Consider the following 15609-nt stretch of genomic DNA (forward strand, 5'->3'; position numbering starts at 1 on the left):
ATGATGGATATTACCGTTTGATGACAAAAACAGGCAGACTCCACCGAGCCTGCCTGCTCTGATGCTTAACGTTCAAGATGAACGGCTGATGAACAACAGCCGTCTCGAGGCGATGTATAACGTAACGGCAATCAATAAGATGCCGCTGACAATCGGCCAAACGAGTAAATTTTCGCCTATGAGCAATTCGGCCGATAACGAGCCGAGCCGCCATGGCATCCAGTCCCACTCGAGCCAACCGAGGAGGAGCGACATGATAAAGTGGAGAGCGAGCGTGATGACGAGGGCGACGAGTCCGCTCTCGAGGAGCGCCGCGAGCATGAAGAAAATCGACAGCTGGACGACGAAATGGAGCATGAGCAGTGCGGTCGCGACCAAGAAATCGGTGACATCGAACGAGTCGAACAAGACGATCGTGTAATAGGCCGCGCTCAGTTGGGCGAGTCCGACCGCGATGACGGCCAGGAGCGAATAATGGCCCCATTTGCTGAGGACGATTCGTGTGGCCGGGATTTTCAGTGACTTGAGCCAGGCGAGCGTGCCGAGCGACCGTTCGTGGCTGAACGTGTGTATGGCGGACAAGAGGACGACGAGCAATCCGATTTGCCGCAACTGTTCACTCACCGACATGAGCACTTCTTCCGGCGACGGGGTCGGGATCTCGATGACCGCCCCGTCCGGTAGGTTTCCGCCCGAGGCCAAGATGTCCGGGAGGAAATAGAGCGTGAGCGGTTGCATCGCCGCAAGTAACATCAAGGCGATCGGTACCTAGACGAGCCGCTTGTTGCGCCACGACTCTTTCCACTCTTGGTTGAAGATGGCCAGTCTCATCAGGCGTTCACCTCCAAGAAGAGCGACTCGAGTGACGGATGCCCGACGTGGAGCGATTGGAGCCTTAAACCACGTTCGAGGAACATTTGGAGTAGCGCCCGTTCCGTCACGTCTTTCGCATCCGTCTCGAGTTCCCACGTCGTCCCAGAGCGGATGACGTGACTGACACCCGGGAGTGTCCGCCATTCGTCTTCCGTCACGACGTCGTTGAATAGACGGACTTGAATCGAGGACTTCGAGCCGAGCAAATCGGTGACGGTCCCTTCCATGAGCAGACGTCCTTGCCGGAGCAAGAGCACCCAGTCGCTCGCTTCCTCGGCGTCAGGGAGCACATGTGTCGAATAGAGGATCATCCGCTCCCGTTTCAAATCGCTTAACAGGTCGAGTACTTCGCGCCGGCCGCGCGGGTCGAGTGCGGAGACCGGTTCATCGAGCAATAACAACTCCGGGTCATGTACGAGCGCCTGGGCGATGCCGAGCCGTTGCCGCATCCCGCCGGACAAGTGGGCTGCTGGCCGATCGACGGGCTCGAGTCCGACCCGTTTCAGCAGATGGACCGGGTCGACACCCGTTACCCCGGTCAACTCGGCCGCATAACGGATCGTCTCGACCGGGGTGAGCGATGGGTAGAGCGCCGGCCGCTGCGGCAAATAACCGATGCGAATGGCGTCGTGACCGACGATTTGACCTGACGTCGGTGTCGTCACGCGGGCGATCATGTTGAGCAGTGTCGTCTTGCCGGCCCCGTTCTCACCGAGGAGCGACGTACACCCGGGACGGAGCGAGAAGCTGACGTCGTCAAGCGCGGTGAACGCGCCGAACCGTTTCGTCAGTTTGGTGACGTTCATCGTTTCGTCCGTCCCCATAGGAAGTAGACGATCGGCCCGAGGATGTTGATGAACAGGATGACGAGAAGCCACACCCACTTCGGTCCGTTCGTCTCTTGCCGTTTGAGCAAGTCGATCAAGGCGACGACGAGCAAGATGAGTTGCAGCACGAGCAGCGGCAATAAAATGAGCAATAGATTTGAGTCATTGGCAATGTCCAATTGTGTTCCTCCTTTAAAAATGAGTTCACTAATCCATTCCACACCTAGGATCTATCTCCTGTATGGAACAGAAAAAAGCCCTTTCTCCGCAAAGAAAGGGCGACAATCATTTAACGATGATGACCGGGGCGAGAGCACGTTTGGCCAGCTTGTGGCTGACGCTGCCAAGGACGAACTCTTGGAACGTGTTCAATCCGCGTGAACCGACGACGACGTACTCGTACGGTTGATGGTTCGCGTATTTGACGAGCTCGACGTCCGGCTCACCGCGAAGTTCGATATACTCATACTCGAGTCCGGCCGCGATCACTTGGTCGAAGAGCGGTTGTAACATCAATTTGCGCTTTGCTTCGAGATCGAGTTTTCCCGTCGAGTTGAGTGCGGCTTCTTTTGATTCTTTGGCGCTGATGACATGGACGATGTCGATTGATGCATCGGATGCCTTCGCGAGCTGGATTGCCTTCTCAAGTGCCCGCTTCGAGTGGGCAGATCCGTCTGCTGCTAAAAAAACTTTTCCCATTGAAACGTCCTCCTCTTTCACACGATCTACTTTTAGTATATGCGATTTTGTAGGGCCATGGATAAATAAATAGGAGTGAACGCGAATGTCCACTCCCTGAGCCAAATCAATGTCCGGCGTTGGCTTCTTGTTGTTTCAAGTGAAGCGCGAGCGTATTGAGCAGTTTCTCTGAATCTTTGTTCAAGTTCAACAGTTCCGGCTCGATCCCGACTTCGCGATACTTGAAGACGACTTTATCGATGGCACCGATGGCCGAGTCGTCCCATAGATGCGTATTCGAGAAGTCGATCGTGACGTGTTTGACACCGGCTTCGGCGTCTTCGGTCACATCGAACTGATTGACGAACTCAGACGTCGAGGCGAAGAAGAGCTGACCGATCACGATGTAGCGGGCACGGTCAGCGTCCACGCTACGGTCGAGTTCGACTTTCGAGATTTTTGCGGCGAAGAGGATCGCCGCGGTCAAGATCCCGGCGAATACACCGAGTGACAAGTCATGGGTGATGACCGTCACGAGCACCGTCACGAGCATGACGACCGTATCCGATTTTTGAGCGGTACGCATCGCTTTGAGCGAGCCCCAGTCAAACGTCGCATACGAGACGAAGAACATGACGCCGACGAGAGCGCCGACCGGGATGAGCATCAAAATGTCGCTCATCGTCATGATCATGAGGAACAACGCGAGTCCGGCGACGAACGTCGACAGACGACCGCGGGCACCAGACGAGACGTTGATGACCGATTGGCCGATCATCGCACAACCTGGCATCCCGCCGAAGAAACCGGCGATGATGTTCGAAATCCCTTGACCGCGCGACTCGCGGTTCTTGTTCGAGTCCGTGCCTGTCATGTCATCGACGATTTGTGCCGTCAATAGCGACTCAATCAATCCGACGAAGGCGAGGGAGATCGAGTAAGGAAGGATGATCATCAACGTGTCAAACGTCAACGGGACGTTCGGGAATAAAAATTCCGGTAGCGTTGCTGAGATCGTTCCCATATCACCGATGTTTTTCGTATCAAGACCGAGCGTGATCGCGAGCACCGTCATGACGACGATGGCGACGAGCGGGGCCGGAATCGCTTTTGTGACACGCGGGAATAAGAAGATAATCGCGAGTGACGCGGCAACGATGGCCCAGATGATCCAGCTCTCGCCTTCAAAGTTCGACAATTGCGCTTGGAAAATCAAAATCGCGAGCGCATTGACGAAGCCGACCATGACGGCGCGCGGGATGAATTTCATCAACCGGGCGATGCCGAAATAGCCGAGCGCAATTTGAATGATTCCGGCGAGAATCCCCGCGGCGAGTAAATATTGTAACCCGTAGTCGGCGACGAGCGAGACGATGACGAGGGCCATCGCACCGGTCGCGGCCGAAATCATGGCCGGACGACCGCCCGCGATCGAGATGACCATGGCGATGATGAATGAGGCATACAGTCCGACCATCGGGTTGACTCCCGCGATGAGTGAGAACGCGATCGCCTCAGGGATGAGTGCGAGCGCGACGACGAAGCCAGCTAGGACGTCAGCCCGGACGTTGCCGAGCCAATCTTGTTTAATCGTATTCAATTTTTCCAAAAGAACACACCTCTCTATATATTTTTGACTTTGATCTCCGAGTCTCACGAAGATCAAACGCCGCATTATATGAAAGAAGTCGTTCGACCGACACATGGTTTCACAACGTGTTTCATCATACCGAACTTTTTCTGAAATGACAATTGCCTCGAATGAAAAACTATGGTAATTTCATAACGTAAAGGTTATATAACGGATTTGTTATACAGAGAAGGAGAATGACGATGCATACGGTAGATGATTTAAGTAAAGTGCTCAAAGTGCTCGCCGACCCGACCCGCTTGACGATGCTCAAGCAGATGCAAGGCGGGGAGCAATGTGCCTGCAGTTTTGTTGACTGTTTTGACATCTCGCAACCGGCCATCAGCCGTCATTTGAAGATGATGCGGCAAGCAGGACTGTTGTTGGAGCGCCGCGACAAGCAATGGATTCACTATCGGTTGAATGAAACGAGTCCGTTCTATACGATCGTCGTCGATTTACTCGACAACATCGAGACGGTTGATGCGAGTTGTGACTGCGAAACGGACTGTGCGATTTAAGGAGGAGTCAACGATGAAACTTGAAGTATTCGAACCAGCCATGTGCTGCCCGACCGGACTTTGTGGTCCTTCAATCGATCCGGAACTGACGCGGATCGCGACCATCCATTATGTATTGAAACAACGCGGCTTTGATGTGGCCCGTTATAACCTCGCCTCCGAGCCGAATCGGTTCGTCGAGAACGCCCACGTCCAAGCTGAAATCGCGAACGGGCTCGAGACACTTCCGCTCACCGTCGTCGACGGTGAAATCGTCAAACGGGGCACCTATATGACGAACGAGGAGATCGCCCGATTGACAGAACTCCCGGTCGAGGCGTTCGCCATGCAAGACGGCGAGAAACCGAAAGTGCGCATCACGCTCAAAAAATAAGGAGGCGCGTCAGAATGAATCGCTTTGACTTCACGACAATCGAGCCGACCCGTTACGTATTTTTGACCGGGAAAGGCGGTGTCGGCAAAACATCGACGGCGTCGAGTCTCGCCTTGACGCTCGCTGACCGCGGAAAACGTGTCTTGCTCGTCTCGACCGATCCGGCGAGCAACCTGCAAGACGTGTTCGAGATGGAACTTGACGAGACACCGCGCCTCGTCCCGGAAACCGGTCTGTTCATCGCAAACTTCGACCCGGAAGAGGCGGCGCAACAATACATGGAACGCATGGTCGGACCATATCGCGGCGTGTTGCCGGACGTAGCCATCCAGTCGATGGAAGAGCAACTATCGGGGGCCTGCACGGTCGAGATCGCGGCGTTCGACCAGTTCACCGAGCTGTTGACGTCCGAGTCGGCACGTGAAATGTACGATCACGTCATTTTTGACACGGCGCCGACCGGTCACACGTTACGGTTATTGACGTTGCCAAGTGCGTGGGATGAATTTTTAGAGACGAACACGACCGGTGCGTCTTGCCTTGGTCCGCTCGCGGGTTTGGCTGACAAGCAACTGCAGTATAAACGGGCCGTCGAGACGCTCACCGATGGCGAGGAAACGACGCTGTTGCTCGTCGCCCGTCCCGAGACGTCGACGCTCGTCGAGGCGGCGCGAGCCGCGACCGAACTTCACGCGATCGGGATCGAACGGATGCAACTCGTTATCAACGGCATCGTCGCAGTCGAAGAAGGGACGGACCGCTATACGAAACGGTTCATCGAGCGTCAACAACAAGCGCTCCGTGAACTTCCAGACGGTGTCGCCGACCTCGAGACGTTCACACTCCCGTATGCCTATGAGAACCTCGTCGGTGTCCCGGCGCTCCGACGCTGGGTGAACGGAGAGACGGTCGCCGTCCCGGACACACGTTATGACACGAACCGTTACGGATCCATCGATCGTCTCGTCGACGAGATCGAGATGGACGGACCGAGCGTCATCATGACGATGGGGAAAGGCGGGGTCGGCAAGACGACGCTCGCCTCGCTCGTCGTCGTCGCGCTCAGTGAGCGCGGGCACGCCGTCCATTTGACGACGACGGACCCGGCCGCGCATGTCGCCTTTACGATCGGGTTGGACGTCCCGGATACGTTCACCGTCGATGCGATCGACTCGAAAGTCGAGATCGAGAAGTACCGGATGGATGTGTTCCGGGAAGCGGGGGATATGAACGACGAGCAACGCATGATGCTCGAAGAGGACTTGCGTTCGCCGTGCACCGAAGAAATCGCCGTCTTCCGCGCCTTCGCCGATCAAGTGGCGAAAGCGAAAGACCGCTTCGTCGTCATCGATACGGCGCCGACGGGTCATACGCTGCTCCTCTTGGATGCGACGGAGAGCTATCACCGCGAACTCGAACGCTCGACCGGCGTCGTCCCGGAAGCGGTCCGCGAGCTGTTGCCGAAACTGCGCGACCCGAAACAGACGCACGTCGTCATCACGACGCTTCCTGAAGCGACACCGGTGTATGAAGCAGAGCGGCTCGTCGCTGACTTGAAACGGGCTGAGATTCAACCGTTCGCCTGGGTCGTCAACCAATCGTTCACACCGCTCGACGTGACGAGCAAGCTGCTTACGGCGAAAGTCGCGAGCGAGGCGCCTTGGCTCGAGCGTGTGAACGCCTATCCGCGCCCGACGTTACTCGCATGGCAAGAACAGCTGCCGGTCGGTTATCCGGCACTGTCACAACTACTCAAGGAGGAAGTTACATGAACGTTACGAATGAAGCGATCGACTTTATGAAAGCGGCACTGGCCGAGGAAGAGATTCAATCCGTGCGCATCTGTACGGAAGCCGGGTGCTGTGGCCCGACACTCGGTCTCGTCGTCGCGGCTCCGGAAACGACAGATGACGTGAAAGACTTCGACGGTCTCACGTTCGCCGTCGCGAAAGATGCCGAAGCGATGGCGGAGAACGTCACGCTCGACGTCGAGTCGACAGAAGACGGCGTCAGCCTCGTGCTTCGCGGCTTACAACAGACTTGCTAAACAAATAGAGAATTATTGGAGGAACTCATTGTGCAGTGGATTACTAGTATCATCTTTTTAGTGACGCTTTTCCTCATCATCAAGCAACCGAAAGGCCTCGGCATCGGTTACTCGGCGATGGGGATGGCGGTCATCGCCTTACTCACTGGGGTCGTCAATTTGGATGACGTCGGTACCGTTTGGGGCATCATTTGGAACGCGACGTTCACGTTTATCGCGATCATCATCATCTCGCTCATCTTGGATGAGATTGGTTTCTTTGAATGGGCTGCCTTACATATGGCCCGCATCGCCAAAGGCGGCGGCGTGAAGCTATTTGTCTATATCACGTTACTCGGTGCGCTCGTCGCGGCGTTGTTCGCCAACGACGGAGCGGCGCTCATCTTGACACCGATCGTGCTCGCCATGGTGCGGGCGCTCAAGTTACCGGATGCGGTCGTCTTGGCGTACGTCATGGCGTCCGGGTTCATCGCTGATACGGCGAGTCTGCCGTTCGTCGTCTCGAACCTTGTCAACATTGTCTCTGCCGACTACTTCGGCATCGGTTTCGCCGAATATGCGGCGCGGATGGTGTTCGTCAACGTCTTCGCCGTCACCGGAAGTTTGCTCGTCTTGTATCTGTATTTCAAAAAGGACATTCCGAAGCAATACGATTTATCGAAACTCGTCGAGCCGGCCTCGGTCATCAAAGACCATCAGATGTTCCGCTTGTCGTGGGTCGTGCTCGCACTTCTCGTCATCGGATACTTCACAAGTGATATCATCGGCATCCCGGTCTCGCTCGTCGCAGGCGTCATCTCGCTGTTCTTCCTCATCATGGCGAACCGTTCACCGGCCGTGCCGACCCGGTCCGTACTACGCGGGGCGCCATGGGCGATCGTCTTCTTCTCGCTCGGGATGTATATCGTCGTCTACGGTCTGCAAAATGCTGGACTGACGCAAGTGCTCGCCAACTTCATCGACTGGTTCGCCGTGAACACCTTCAGCGCCACGTTCGGGATGGGCTTCTTGGCCGCCATCTTGTCATCGGTCATGAACAATATGCCGACCGTCATGATTGACGCGCTCGCCATCGATTTGACGACTACGACCGGTCAGATTCGGGAAGCGCTCATCTATGCGAACGTCATCGGGTCCGACCTCGGTCCGAAGATCACACCGATCGGGTCACTCGCGACATTGTTATGGCTCCATGTGCTCCGTACGAAAGGGCTTAAAATCGGTTGGGGTCAATACTTTAAAGTTGGGATCATCTTGACGATCCCGACGCTCGCCATCACGTTGCTCGGACTCTATATCAGCCTACTACTTTACTAAGGAGTGTTTTTTATGAAATTGGTCATCATCGGTTCAGTCGCCGCCGGTACGTCGGTCGCGGCAAAAGCACGTCGTAACAACGAAGACGCACAGATCACGATTTACGACCGCGATTACGATATCTCGTACTCAGGTTGTGGCATCCCGTATTACGTCGGCGGCGAAGTCGAATCGCGTGACGATTTGACGCCTCGTGACGCGGCGTTCTTCAAGAAGCGCTATCAACTTGACGTCATGACACGCCATAACGTGACGGCAATCGACGCCGACGCACAGACGATCACAGTCGAGAATCTCGAGACGGGTGAATCGTTCACGGACAGCTATGATTCGTTGGTCCTCGCGACAGGCGCCTCGAGCATCATTCCGCCGATACCGGGTGTCGACTCGGACAACGTGTTCCCGATCCGCAACATTCAGAATGCGGAAGCGACGCGAAACTTCGTCGACGCGACGAACCCGAAACACGCGACGATCATCGGTGCCGGCTTTATCGGTCTTGAGATGGCCGAGCAGCTTAAACTGCGCGGCATCGATGTGACGGTCATCGAGCGTTTCCCGCAAGTGATGCCGCCGCTCGACAAGGACATGGCGTGCCGCGTCGAGGACCACCTCGAGAAGAACGGCATCGAGCTCATGCTCGGTGAGACGGTGACGGAACTCATCGGTGACGGCCACGTCGAACGTGTCGTCACGGAGAGCGGTAAGGCGATCGACACGGATCTCGTCATCCTCTCGGTCGGCGTCCGTCCGAACACACAACTCGCGAAGTCGATCGGGGTGACGATCGGGGAGACGGGTGCGATCGCCATCAACGAGCGGATGGAGACGAACGTGAAGAACGTCTATGCGGCCGGTGACGTCGCCGAAAGCTTCTCGCTCGTCACGGGTAAACCGATTTGGCGTCCGCTCGGTTCGACGGCGAACAAAATGGGACGCGCTCTCGGTGATTTAATCACGGGCGGCGACCTTGAACACCGCGGCATCCTCGGGACGGGCATCTTCAAAGTGTTTGGCCAAGCCGTTGCGCAGACCGGTCTATCAGAACGTGAGGCACGCGAACTTGGCTACGACATCGAAGTGCTCCATAACACGAAACCGGACAAGCCGGCCTATATGGGCGGGAAAGACATGACGATCAAAGCGATCGGTGACCGGGCGACACGCCAATTGCTCGGCGTTCAAATCGTCGGGTTCGAAGGTGTCGACAAGCGTATCGACGTGTTCGTCACGGCCATCACGTTCAAGGCGAAAGTCGATGACTTGTTCCATCTCGACCTCGCGTACGCGCCGCCGTTCTCGACGACGAAAGATCCAGTCATGTACACGGGCATGGCGCTCGCGAACAGTATGGATCAATCGGCGCGACTCATCACGCCGGCCGAGCTGCAGAAGCGGATCGATGCGGGTGAGGACATGCAGATTATCGATACACGCAAAGCCTCGCAGTTCGAGAAGGCGTGCGTCGACTGCGCCGTCAACATCCCGCTCGGTGATTTACGGGTGGCATCGAACGACCTCGATAAGACAAAGCCGACCGTCGTCTATTGCAACGGCGGGGTGACGGGGAACGCCGCCCAAAACGTGCTCCGCAACCTTGGCTTCACTGACGTCTACAACTTGTCAGGTGGAAACAAGAACTATCAACTGTTCAAAAAATACGGGAATTGAAACAAGCGGCGTCCGAATCACTCGGGCGTCGTTTTTTGGTATGCTGAATCATGAGGTGAATCAGATGAACTATAAGCTGTTACATGAGAAGTTCGAACGGAGAAAGCAGTGGCTCGTCTTTGAGAAGGAAGAAGTCGTCCGTCGGGTGATGGTCCGCTACAAGGCACGAATCATCCCGAAGACGGACATCATGGATTTGGTGAACGACGACCAGTTGTCGTATGACCATATCTTCTGTTGCTTGACGATTGATGATCCGCGTATACTCGATAAGATTTTTACCGCGAAGGAGAAAAAAGACCACCGTTGGGAACGTGACGATAACGCGCGACGTAGGATGGTGTACAACCATAAGGACGAGGCGCACCGGCGCTACAACCAGTTGATTCTCGATGAGATGGAAGGACGCCGGCTCGACATCATCTTTGAAAGCAAGGACGGAAAGTTCGTGACAGGCTTTTTGACACGAGATATGTCGACCCAAGTCGCCTCTTATATTTATGCGCATACGGGAGGGGCAAAGTTCACGGGGCTGATCCCGCGCTCGATGTGGCCGCCGGATGTGACGGACGAAGAGTTCAAGCTGAGCTATCGATGGTATTTGGAAGCACTTGACGAATGGCACAAACTATAATGAGCCCTTGATGCCGCGCATCAGGGGTTAGTTCGCTTTCTTTTCATTCCATTTGCCGATCCGGTTCCGTCCGCTCCGCTTGGCGACGTATAGTCCGATATCGGCTTTTTTGACCAATCGGCTTGACGTGACAACTTTTGCTTCTGACGTGCTCGCAATCCCGATCGAGACGATGACGTCGATCGCAGAGCCGTCCGGTAATCGGAACGGCGCCTCAGCGATTTGGCGCAAATAGCGATTCCCGATGGCAACCCCTTGCGACAGCGAACAGTCCGCCAAGAGTACCGAAAACTCTTCCCCGCCATTGCGGCAGACCATGTCATCAGCCCGCGCCGTCTTCATCAAGCGAGTTCCTAATTCGACTAAGATGGCGTCACCGGCATCATGGCCATACGTATCATTGATCGATTTGAAATGATCGATGTCGAGCAAGAGCAAGACGACATCTTGTGTCCCGTTGAACACTTCTTCATCGACCCGCTTCATCTCTTCTTCGAAGCGACGACGATTGCCAAGCCCGGTCAACGCGTCGGTGAAAGCCGCTTCTTTATATTTCGAGATGAGCCGTTCCGAGCGTTGGATTTTATGGATGCCCCCGTAGACGATATGGAGCAGGAATCCGGCCGAGTACCCGATGGTGATGAAGGCGAGGAGCGTCATCACATACGTTTCGATTTGATTATAATTGCTGACGTTTAACAATGAGAACAACGAGATGAATCCGAGGCTGATCGCATTGACGATTCGGATGTCCCGCGCCGGCTTGATTCGTTCACGGAACCATAGGAAAGCGACAGCGACCGATGCGGCGAGCGTGTAGTCGAGAAACGTGATCAACAAAAGCGTCTCGGTCAAAATGAACGGCAAGACGAGAATGCTCGCGACATACGTGATGCGTACACCCGGCAGGCCGAAGTAGAGCGCCGACATGATGATAGGGACAAACCCGTATTGAAAGTCGGCTTGCGCGTTCCACAACACGCCGTGGAGAGTGATCACGATGGATAGCCCGGCGAGTAAGAAGGAGATGGTGACTTGCCGCCGGAGCGGGAGCTTCGTCGTCACACCGAGATTCGTGAGACGTGAAATGATATATAGGCCGACGAGCAACAGACTCGCATTTGCAATCAAGTTATTGATGAGATTCGTAAGTGACATATGTATAAAATTCCTCCTCTAACTTCTATATACAGGCCAAACTGGCAATAATGCAATCGTTTTTTGCATGTCAAAAAAAGGATGTTCACCAACCGTTTACGTAAAGTGGAAGGTGTTAGGTGTTTGTCTAGAAAAACATTGAATTCAAGGAAGGAAACGTTTACAATTTTTGTGTAAGCGTTTTCCTAATTTGATGCTACAAGGAGGGACCCACATGGTCAACAAACGATGGAAACAGGCATGGGCAGTTGTGCTAACGTTTGCACTAGTGTTCTCGATGTTTCCGATGTCATCGTCCGCTCTCGATAAAGGCAAGTCGACGCTCGTCGTCGTCCACTATCAAGAGGCACCGGACAATCAAACGGATTGGAACTTATGGCTTTGGGCGAATAACCCAGATTACTTCCCGAACAAAGCCTTCGCCTTTAACGGCGAGGACGACTTCGGCAAGGTGGCGGCCTATGAATTCCCGGTCGACTCACCAGAAAAGCTCGGTCTCATCGTCCGTACGGACAACTGGGAGAAAGATAAAGGGTCGGAGAACGACCGTTTCATCACGAGCGATATGATTAAAGACGGCGTTGCAGAAGTGTGGATCAAGTCAGGCGACTCGAAGATCTATACGTCGAACCCGGACGGGGAGACGGCAGCAACGGATGTGGATATGAAAGTTCACTATTTCCGTTACGACAATACATACACCGACTGGGGTCTTTGGACCTGGCCGGACGGTGGAGACGGGCAAAGCATCACCTTCGATGAGACGGACGCCTTCGGCGGTGTGGCGAACGTGAAGTTCCCGAACCCGGAAGCGAAGAAACTTATCGGGCTCGTCACGAAAAAAGGAGAATGGGCCGAGAAAGACGGCGAAGACCGGTTCGCACTCAGCACGGCGAAAGAAATTTGGCTCGTCGAAGGGGATTCGACGATTTACTACTCAGAACCAGTTATTGACCGCTCGCCGAAAATCGTCTCGTTCGAGGCGGATACGTTCCGTCAAGCGAAACTCACGCTCAATCGCGTCATCGATGAGACGTTCTTGAGCGAATTGACGGTCGAAGGTGCGACGGTCGAGTCGGTTGAGAAATCAGGCGACAAATCGGTCACGGTCCGCTTCAGTGCCGATATCGACTTGGCGGCGGTCATCACGGCGAAACATTCGACGTTCGGAGATAAAGTGCTCCAAGCGGGCGACGTCCTCCGTTCACCGGAGTTCGATGCGAAGTACGCCTATGACGGCAAGCTCGGCGTGACATACAAGCACTCAAAATCACAGTTCGTCCTGTGGGCCCCGACGGCTCAAGACGTCAAGCTCGAACTATGGAACATGCCGAAAACGCGTCCTGCTTCAGATAAAGACTTGAAGAAGACGATTTCGATGAAGCGTGGCGAGCGCGGCACGTGGGTTGCTGAAGTACGCGGCGACTTGGATGGCATTGGCTATACGTACAACGTCAAGCACGCGTCAGGCAGCGTCCGCGCGGTCGACCCGTACGCGACGGCGGTCGGTGTGAACGGGGACCAAGGGGTCGTCGTCGACTTGAACGAGACGAAGCCGAAACGTTGGAACTCGATGAAACCGAAATTGGCGAAACGGACAGATGCCATCATCTATGAGACGCACGTCCGCGACTTGTCAATCTTTGACGTCACGTCAGACAAGTATGACTCAGGCATCACGAACAAAGGCAAATATCTCGGCGTCGTCGAGCCGGGGACACGTCTCCTCGTCAACGGCAAGAAGACAGCGACGAAGACAGGCCTCGACCATATTAAAGACCTCGGCGTCACGCACGTCCAGTTCATTCCGGTATACGACTACAACACGGCCTCGGTCGATGAGACGAAACCGGATGCATCGTACAACTGGGGCTATGACCCGAAAAACTATAACGCGCCGGAAGGCTCATACTCGACGAACCCGTATGACGCCAAAGTCCGGATTCGCGAGATGAAACAAATGATCCAAGGGCTCCATGACAACAACTTGCGCGCCGTCATGGACGTCGTCTATAACCACATGTTCGATGCGCAGGCGTCGAACTTGCACAAGATCGTCCCAGGATACTACTATCGTTACACTGAAGGCGGCGACTTCGCGAACGGAACGGGCGTCGGCAACGACACCGCGTCGGAACGCAAGATGATGCAGAAGCTCATCGTCGACTCGGTCGTCTATTGGGCAAAAGAATACCATTGGGACGGGTTCCGTTTCGACCTCATGGGCATCCATGACGTCAAGACGATGAACCAAGTCCGTTCGGCGTTGAACAAAGTGGATCCTTCCATCCTCATCTTCGGCGAAGGGTGGGACCTCAGCACACCGCTCGACCCGGCACTCAAGGCGAACCAAAAGAACGCCTACAAGATGCCAGGCGTCGCACACTTCAACGACAACATCCGCGACGGCTTGAAAGGCAGTGTCTTCGTCGACACGGACAACGGCTTCATCAATGGTAAAGCCGGCCTTGAGAACCGCATCAAGACGGGAATCGTCGGCGAAATCGACTATAGCGCCGACATCAAAGGCTTCACGAAAGAACCGACGCAAGCGATCACATACGTCGAAGCGCACGACAACCACACGCTCTGGGACAAGCTCGAACTCACGAACCCAGAAACGTCGGAAGCGGACCGCACGAAGATGCACCGTCTCGCGTCGAGCATTCTCTTGACGAGCCAAGGAACGACGTTCATCCATGCCGGTCAAGAGTTCATGCGCACGAAAGAAGGCGACCACAACTCGTACAAATCACCGGATCGCATCAACCAAATGGACTGGAAACGGGCCGCTGACCGTAAGGCGGACGTCCAGTACATGAAAGGCTTGATCGAGATGCGTAAAGACAACCCAGGTCTTCGCATGACGAAAGCGGTGGACGTGAAGAAAAACTTGAAATTCTACAAAGCCGAAGCGAACGTCATCAGCTACTCGATCGATGACAAAGCGCCAGGCCAGAAGAAAGACTTGTTCATCACGCACAACGCCAACGCCAAGACGGTCAAAGTGAAATTGCCGAGCGGGCAATGGAACCTCATCGTCGATGGCAAACAAGCGGGCACGAAGACGATTAAACGCGTCTCAGGCTCAATCGATGTACCGGCTTACGGCTCGGTCGTCGTGAAACAACGCTAAAACGGGAGACCACGGCTCAATCGAGTGCGTGGTCTTTTTGCAAGGGTTAAAAATAATGACATTAATTTGAAAATATATACAAAAGAGGGATTATTCCCCTTATTTTCAAAAACAGATACCTGTTTGATCGTTCCCGTCTTATATAATCAAGGTAATACGATATTTTTGTGACGGACGTCACACCGGGGAGTGGTGGAAATGGGCTTCTTCCGACCCCGCAGACTGGGAACCTGCTCGGTTTGACGAAGCGACAGCTCGCGAATATGAAACGAGAGGACTTCCGAAACCTGATTCATGAGGACGACCGGGGCGCGTTCGAGGCGGCGCTCGAGGCGGGCACGCTGACCCCGATCGAGGAATATGTCGAGACGATTCCGTCCTCGAGCCGCTTGATTCACGCCGGTATCACGATCATACGCCTGCGCGACCAAGACGTCGCGGTCGGCACATCACCGATCGTCATCATGCGGCGCGGCTTCAAGACGATTGCCTTTTACGCGTCAATCCGCCTGCCGGTCGACAGTGACCTGAGCCTCGTCATCTTGTTAGATGACGGGATGGCACCGTTCCCGATCCAAGTGACGCGTCTGACCGAACTTGCCAACGGGCTTTATCAATACGAGGCGTCCTATGAACAGACGGTCGAACTCGAGAAACGATTGACCGCCTTAGAAAGTGAGAAACCGCGAGGCTTCACGATTCAAAAAGCGAAAGACTTGATTGATCAGACAGAATGAGTGCGAG

Annotated in this window: 15 protein-coding genes; 9 read left to right on the plus strand and 6 right to left on the minus strand. The window is 54.8% G+C overall.

The window, feature by feature from the left end; genetic code table 11:
- Positions 1 to 72: 72 nt before the first annotated feature.
- The 5 genes from DPV68_RS11305 to DPV68_RS11325 all read right to left on the minus strand — a co-directional run bounded on the left by DPV68_RS11305 (position 73) and on the right by DPV68_RS11325 (position 3987).
- The gene (locus tag DPV68_RS11305; RefSeq protein ID WP_232819617.1) at positions 73 to 753 is read right to left on the minus strand and encodes an ABC transporter permease subunit; all 681 of its coding nucleotides are present in this window, start codon (positions 751 to 753) and stop codon (positions 73 to 75) included.
- Between the two features lie 77 nt (positions 754 to 830).
- Entirely contained in the window at positions 831 to 1679 is an 849-nt protein-coding gene (locus DPV68_RS11310; protein WP_114166913.1) for an ABC transporter ATP-binding protein, read from the minus strand.
- The gene (locus DPV68_RS11315) at positions 1676 to 1879 is read right to left on the minus strand and encodes a PLD nuclease N-terminal domain-containing protein (protein ID WP_084592848.1); all 204 of its coding nucleotides are present in this window, start codon (positions 1877 to 1879) and stop codon (positions 1676 to 1678) included. Before DPV68_RS11315 ends, DPV68_RS11310 begins: the two co-directional genes overlap by 4 nt.
- Positions 1880 to 1985: 106 nt before the next feature.
- The gene (locus DPV68_RS11320) at positions 1986 to 2399 is read right to left on the minus strand and encodes a universal stress protein (RefSeq protein WP_114166914.1); all 414 of its coding nucleotides are present in this window, start codon (positions 2397 to 2399) and stop codon (positions 1986 to 1988) included.
- A 106-nt stretch (positions 2400 to 2505) separates the two neighbouring features.
- Positions 2506 to 3987 carry a SulP family inorganic anion transporter gene (locus tag DPV68_RS11325; protein WP_114166915.1) on the minus strand — a complete coding sequence of 494 codons (1482 nt, stop codon included), beginning with the start codon at positions 3985 to 3987 and terminating at the stop codon, positions 2506 to 2508.
- Positions 3988 to 4211: 224 nt separating this feature from the next.
- On the opposite strand from DPV68_RS11325, the gene DPV68_RS11330 reads away from it, so the two are divergent.
- From DPV68_RS11330 to DPV68_RS11360, 7 genes are all read left to right on the plus strand, one after another.
- Positions 4212 to 4529, plus strand: a complete 318-nt coding sequence (locus DPV68_RS11330) for an ArsR/SmtB family transcription factor (protein WP_114166916.1) — start codon at positions 4212 to 4214, stop codon at positions 4527 to 4529.
- A gap of 13 nt (positions 4530 to 4542) precedes the next feature.
- Positions 4543 to 4902: an arsenite efflux transporter metallochaperone ArsD gene (gene arsD, locus DPV68_RS11335; RefSeq protein WP_114166917.1), complete on the plus strand. Its 360-nt coding sequence runs from the start codon at positions 4543 to 4545 to the stop codon at positions 4900 to 4902.
- Between the two features lie 14 nt (positions 4903 to 4916).
- Positions 4917 to 6674: an arsenical pump-driving ATPase gene (gene arsA / locus DPV68_RS11340; protein ID WP_114166918.1), complete on the plus strand. Its 1758-nt coding sequence runs from the start codon at positions 4917 to 4919 to the stop codon at positions 6672 to 6674.
- Positions 6671 to 6949 carry a Fe-S cluster assembly protein HesB gene (locus DPV68_RS11345; protein WP_114166919.1) on the plus strand — a complete coding sequence of 93 codons (279 nt, stop codon included), beginning with the start codon at positions 6671 to 6673 and terminating at the stop codon, positions 6947 to 6949. Before arsA ends, DPV68_RS11345 begins: the two co-directional genes overlap by 4 nt.
- Before the next feature lie 30 nt (positions 6950 to 6979).
- Complete coding sequence (locus DPV68_RS11350; protein ID WP_114166920.1) at positions 6980 to 8266, plus strand: arsenic transporter; 1287 nt, start codon at positions 6980 to 6982, stop codon at positions 8264 to 8266.
- A 12-nt stretch (positions 8267 to 8278) separates the two neighbouring features.
- Positions 8279 to 9937: an FAD-dependent oxidoreductase gene (locus DPV68_RS11355; RefSeq protein ID WP_114166921.1), complete on the plus strand. Its 1659-nt coding sequence runs from the start codon at positions 8279 to 8281 to the stop codon at positions 9935 to 9937.
- Between the two features lie 64 nt (positions 9938 to 10001).
- Entirely contained in the window at positions 10002 to 10571 is a 570-nt protein-coding gene (locus DPV68_RS11360) for a hypothetical protein (protein ID WP_114166922.1), read from the plus strand.
- 27 nt (positions 10572 to 10598) lie between these two features.
- Here DPV68_RS11360 and DPV68_RS11365 read toward each other — a convergent pair whose 3' ends face one another.
- Positions 10599 to 11729 carry a GGDEF domain-containing protein gene (locus DPV68_RS11365; RefSeq protein ID WP_114166923.1) on the minus strand — a complete coding sequence of 377 codons (1131 nt, stop codon included), beginning with the start codon at positions 11727 to 11729 and terminating at the stop codon, positions 10599 to 10601.
- Positions 11730 to 11943: 214 nt separating this feature from the next.
- Between DPV68_RS11365 and pulA the strand changes: the two genes are divergently transcribed.
- Entirely contained in the window at positions 11944 to 14865 is a 2922-nt protein-coding gene (gene pulA, locus DPV68_RS11370; protein WP_114166924.1) for a type I pullulanase, read from the plus strand.
- Positions 14866 to 15032: 167 nt separating this feature from the next.
- On the plus strand, positions 15033 to 15602 hold the full coding sequence (locus tag DPV68_RS11375; protein ID WP_114166925.1) for a hypothetical protein: 570 nt from the start codon (positions 15033 to 15035) through the stop codon (positions 15600 to 15602).
- The last annotated feature ends 7 nt before the right edge of the window (positions 15603 to 15609 follow it).

Source organism: Exiguobacterium sp. TNDT2, assembly GCF_003331145.1.
Lineage (GTDB): Bacteria > Bacillota > Bacilli > Exiguobacteriales > Exiguobacteriaceae > Exiguobacterium.

Coding starts and splice junctions, on each gene's coding strand:
- DPV68_RS11305 (WP_232819617.1), bottom strand. CDS start 753: ATGTTACTTGCGGCGATGCAACCGCTCACGCTCTATTTCCTCCCGGAC.
- DPV68_RS11310 (WP_114166913.1), bottom strand. CDS start 1,679: ATGAACGTCACCAAACTGACGAAACGGTTCGGCGCGTTCACCGCGCTT.
- DPV68_RS11320 (WP_114166914.1), bottom strand. CDS start 2,399: ATGGGAAAAGTTTTTTTAGCAGCAGACGGATCTGCCCACTCGAAGCGG.
- DPV68_RS11330 (WP_114166916.1), top strand. CDS start 4,212: ATGCATACGGTAGATGATTTAAGTAAAGTGCTCAAAGTGCTCGCCGAC.
- arsD (WP_114166917.1), top strand. CDS start 4,543: ATGAAACTTGAAGTATTCGAACCAGCCATGTGCTGCCCGACCGGACTT.
- arsA (WP_114166918.1), top strand. CDS start 4,917: ATGAATCGCTTTGACTTCACGACAATCGAGCCGACCCGTTACGTATTT.
- DPV68_RS11345 (WP_114166919.1), top strand. CDS start 6,671: ATGAACGTTACGAATGAAGCGATCGACTTTATGAAAGCGGCACTGGCC.
- DPV68_RS11355 (WP_114166921.1), top strand. CDS start 8,279: ATGAAATTGGTCATCATCGGTTCAGTCGCCGCCGGTACGTCGGTCGCG.
- DPV68_RS11360 (WP_114166922.1), top strand. CDS start 10,002: ATGAACTATAAGCTGTTACATGAGAAGTTCGAACGGAGAAAGCAGTGG.
- DPV68_RS11365 (WP_114166923.1), bottom strand. CDS start 11,729: ATGTCACTTACGAATCTCATCAATAACTTGATTGCAAATGCGAGTCTG.
- pulA (WP_114166924.1), top strand. CDS start 11,944: ATGGTCAACAAACGATGGAAACAGGCATGGGCAGTTGTGCTAACGTTT.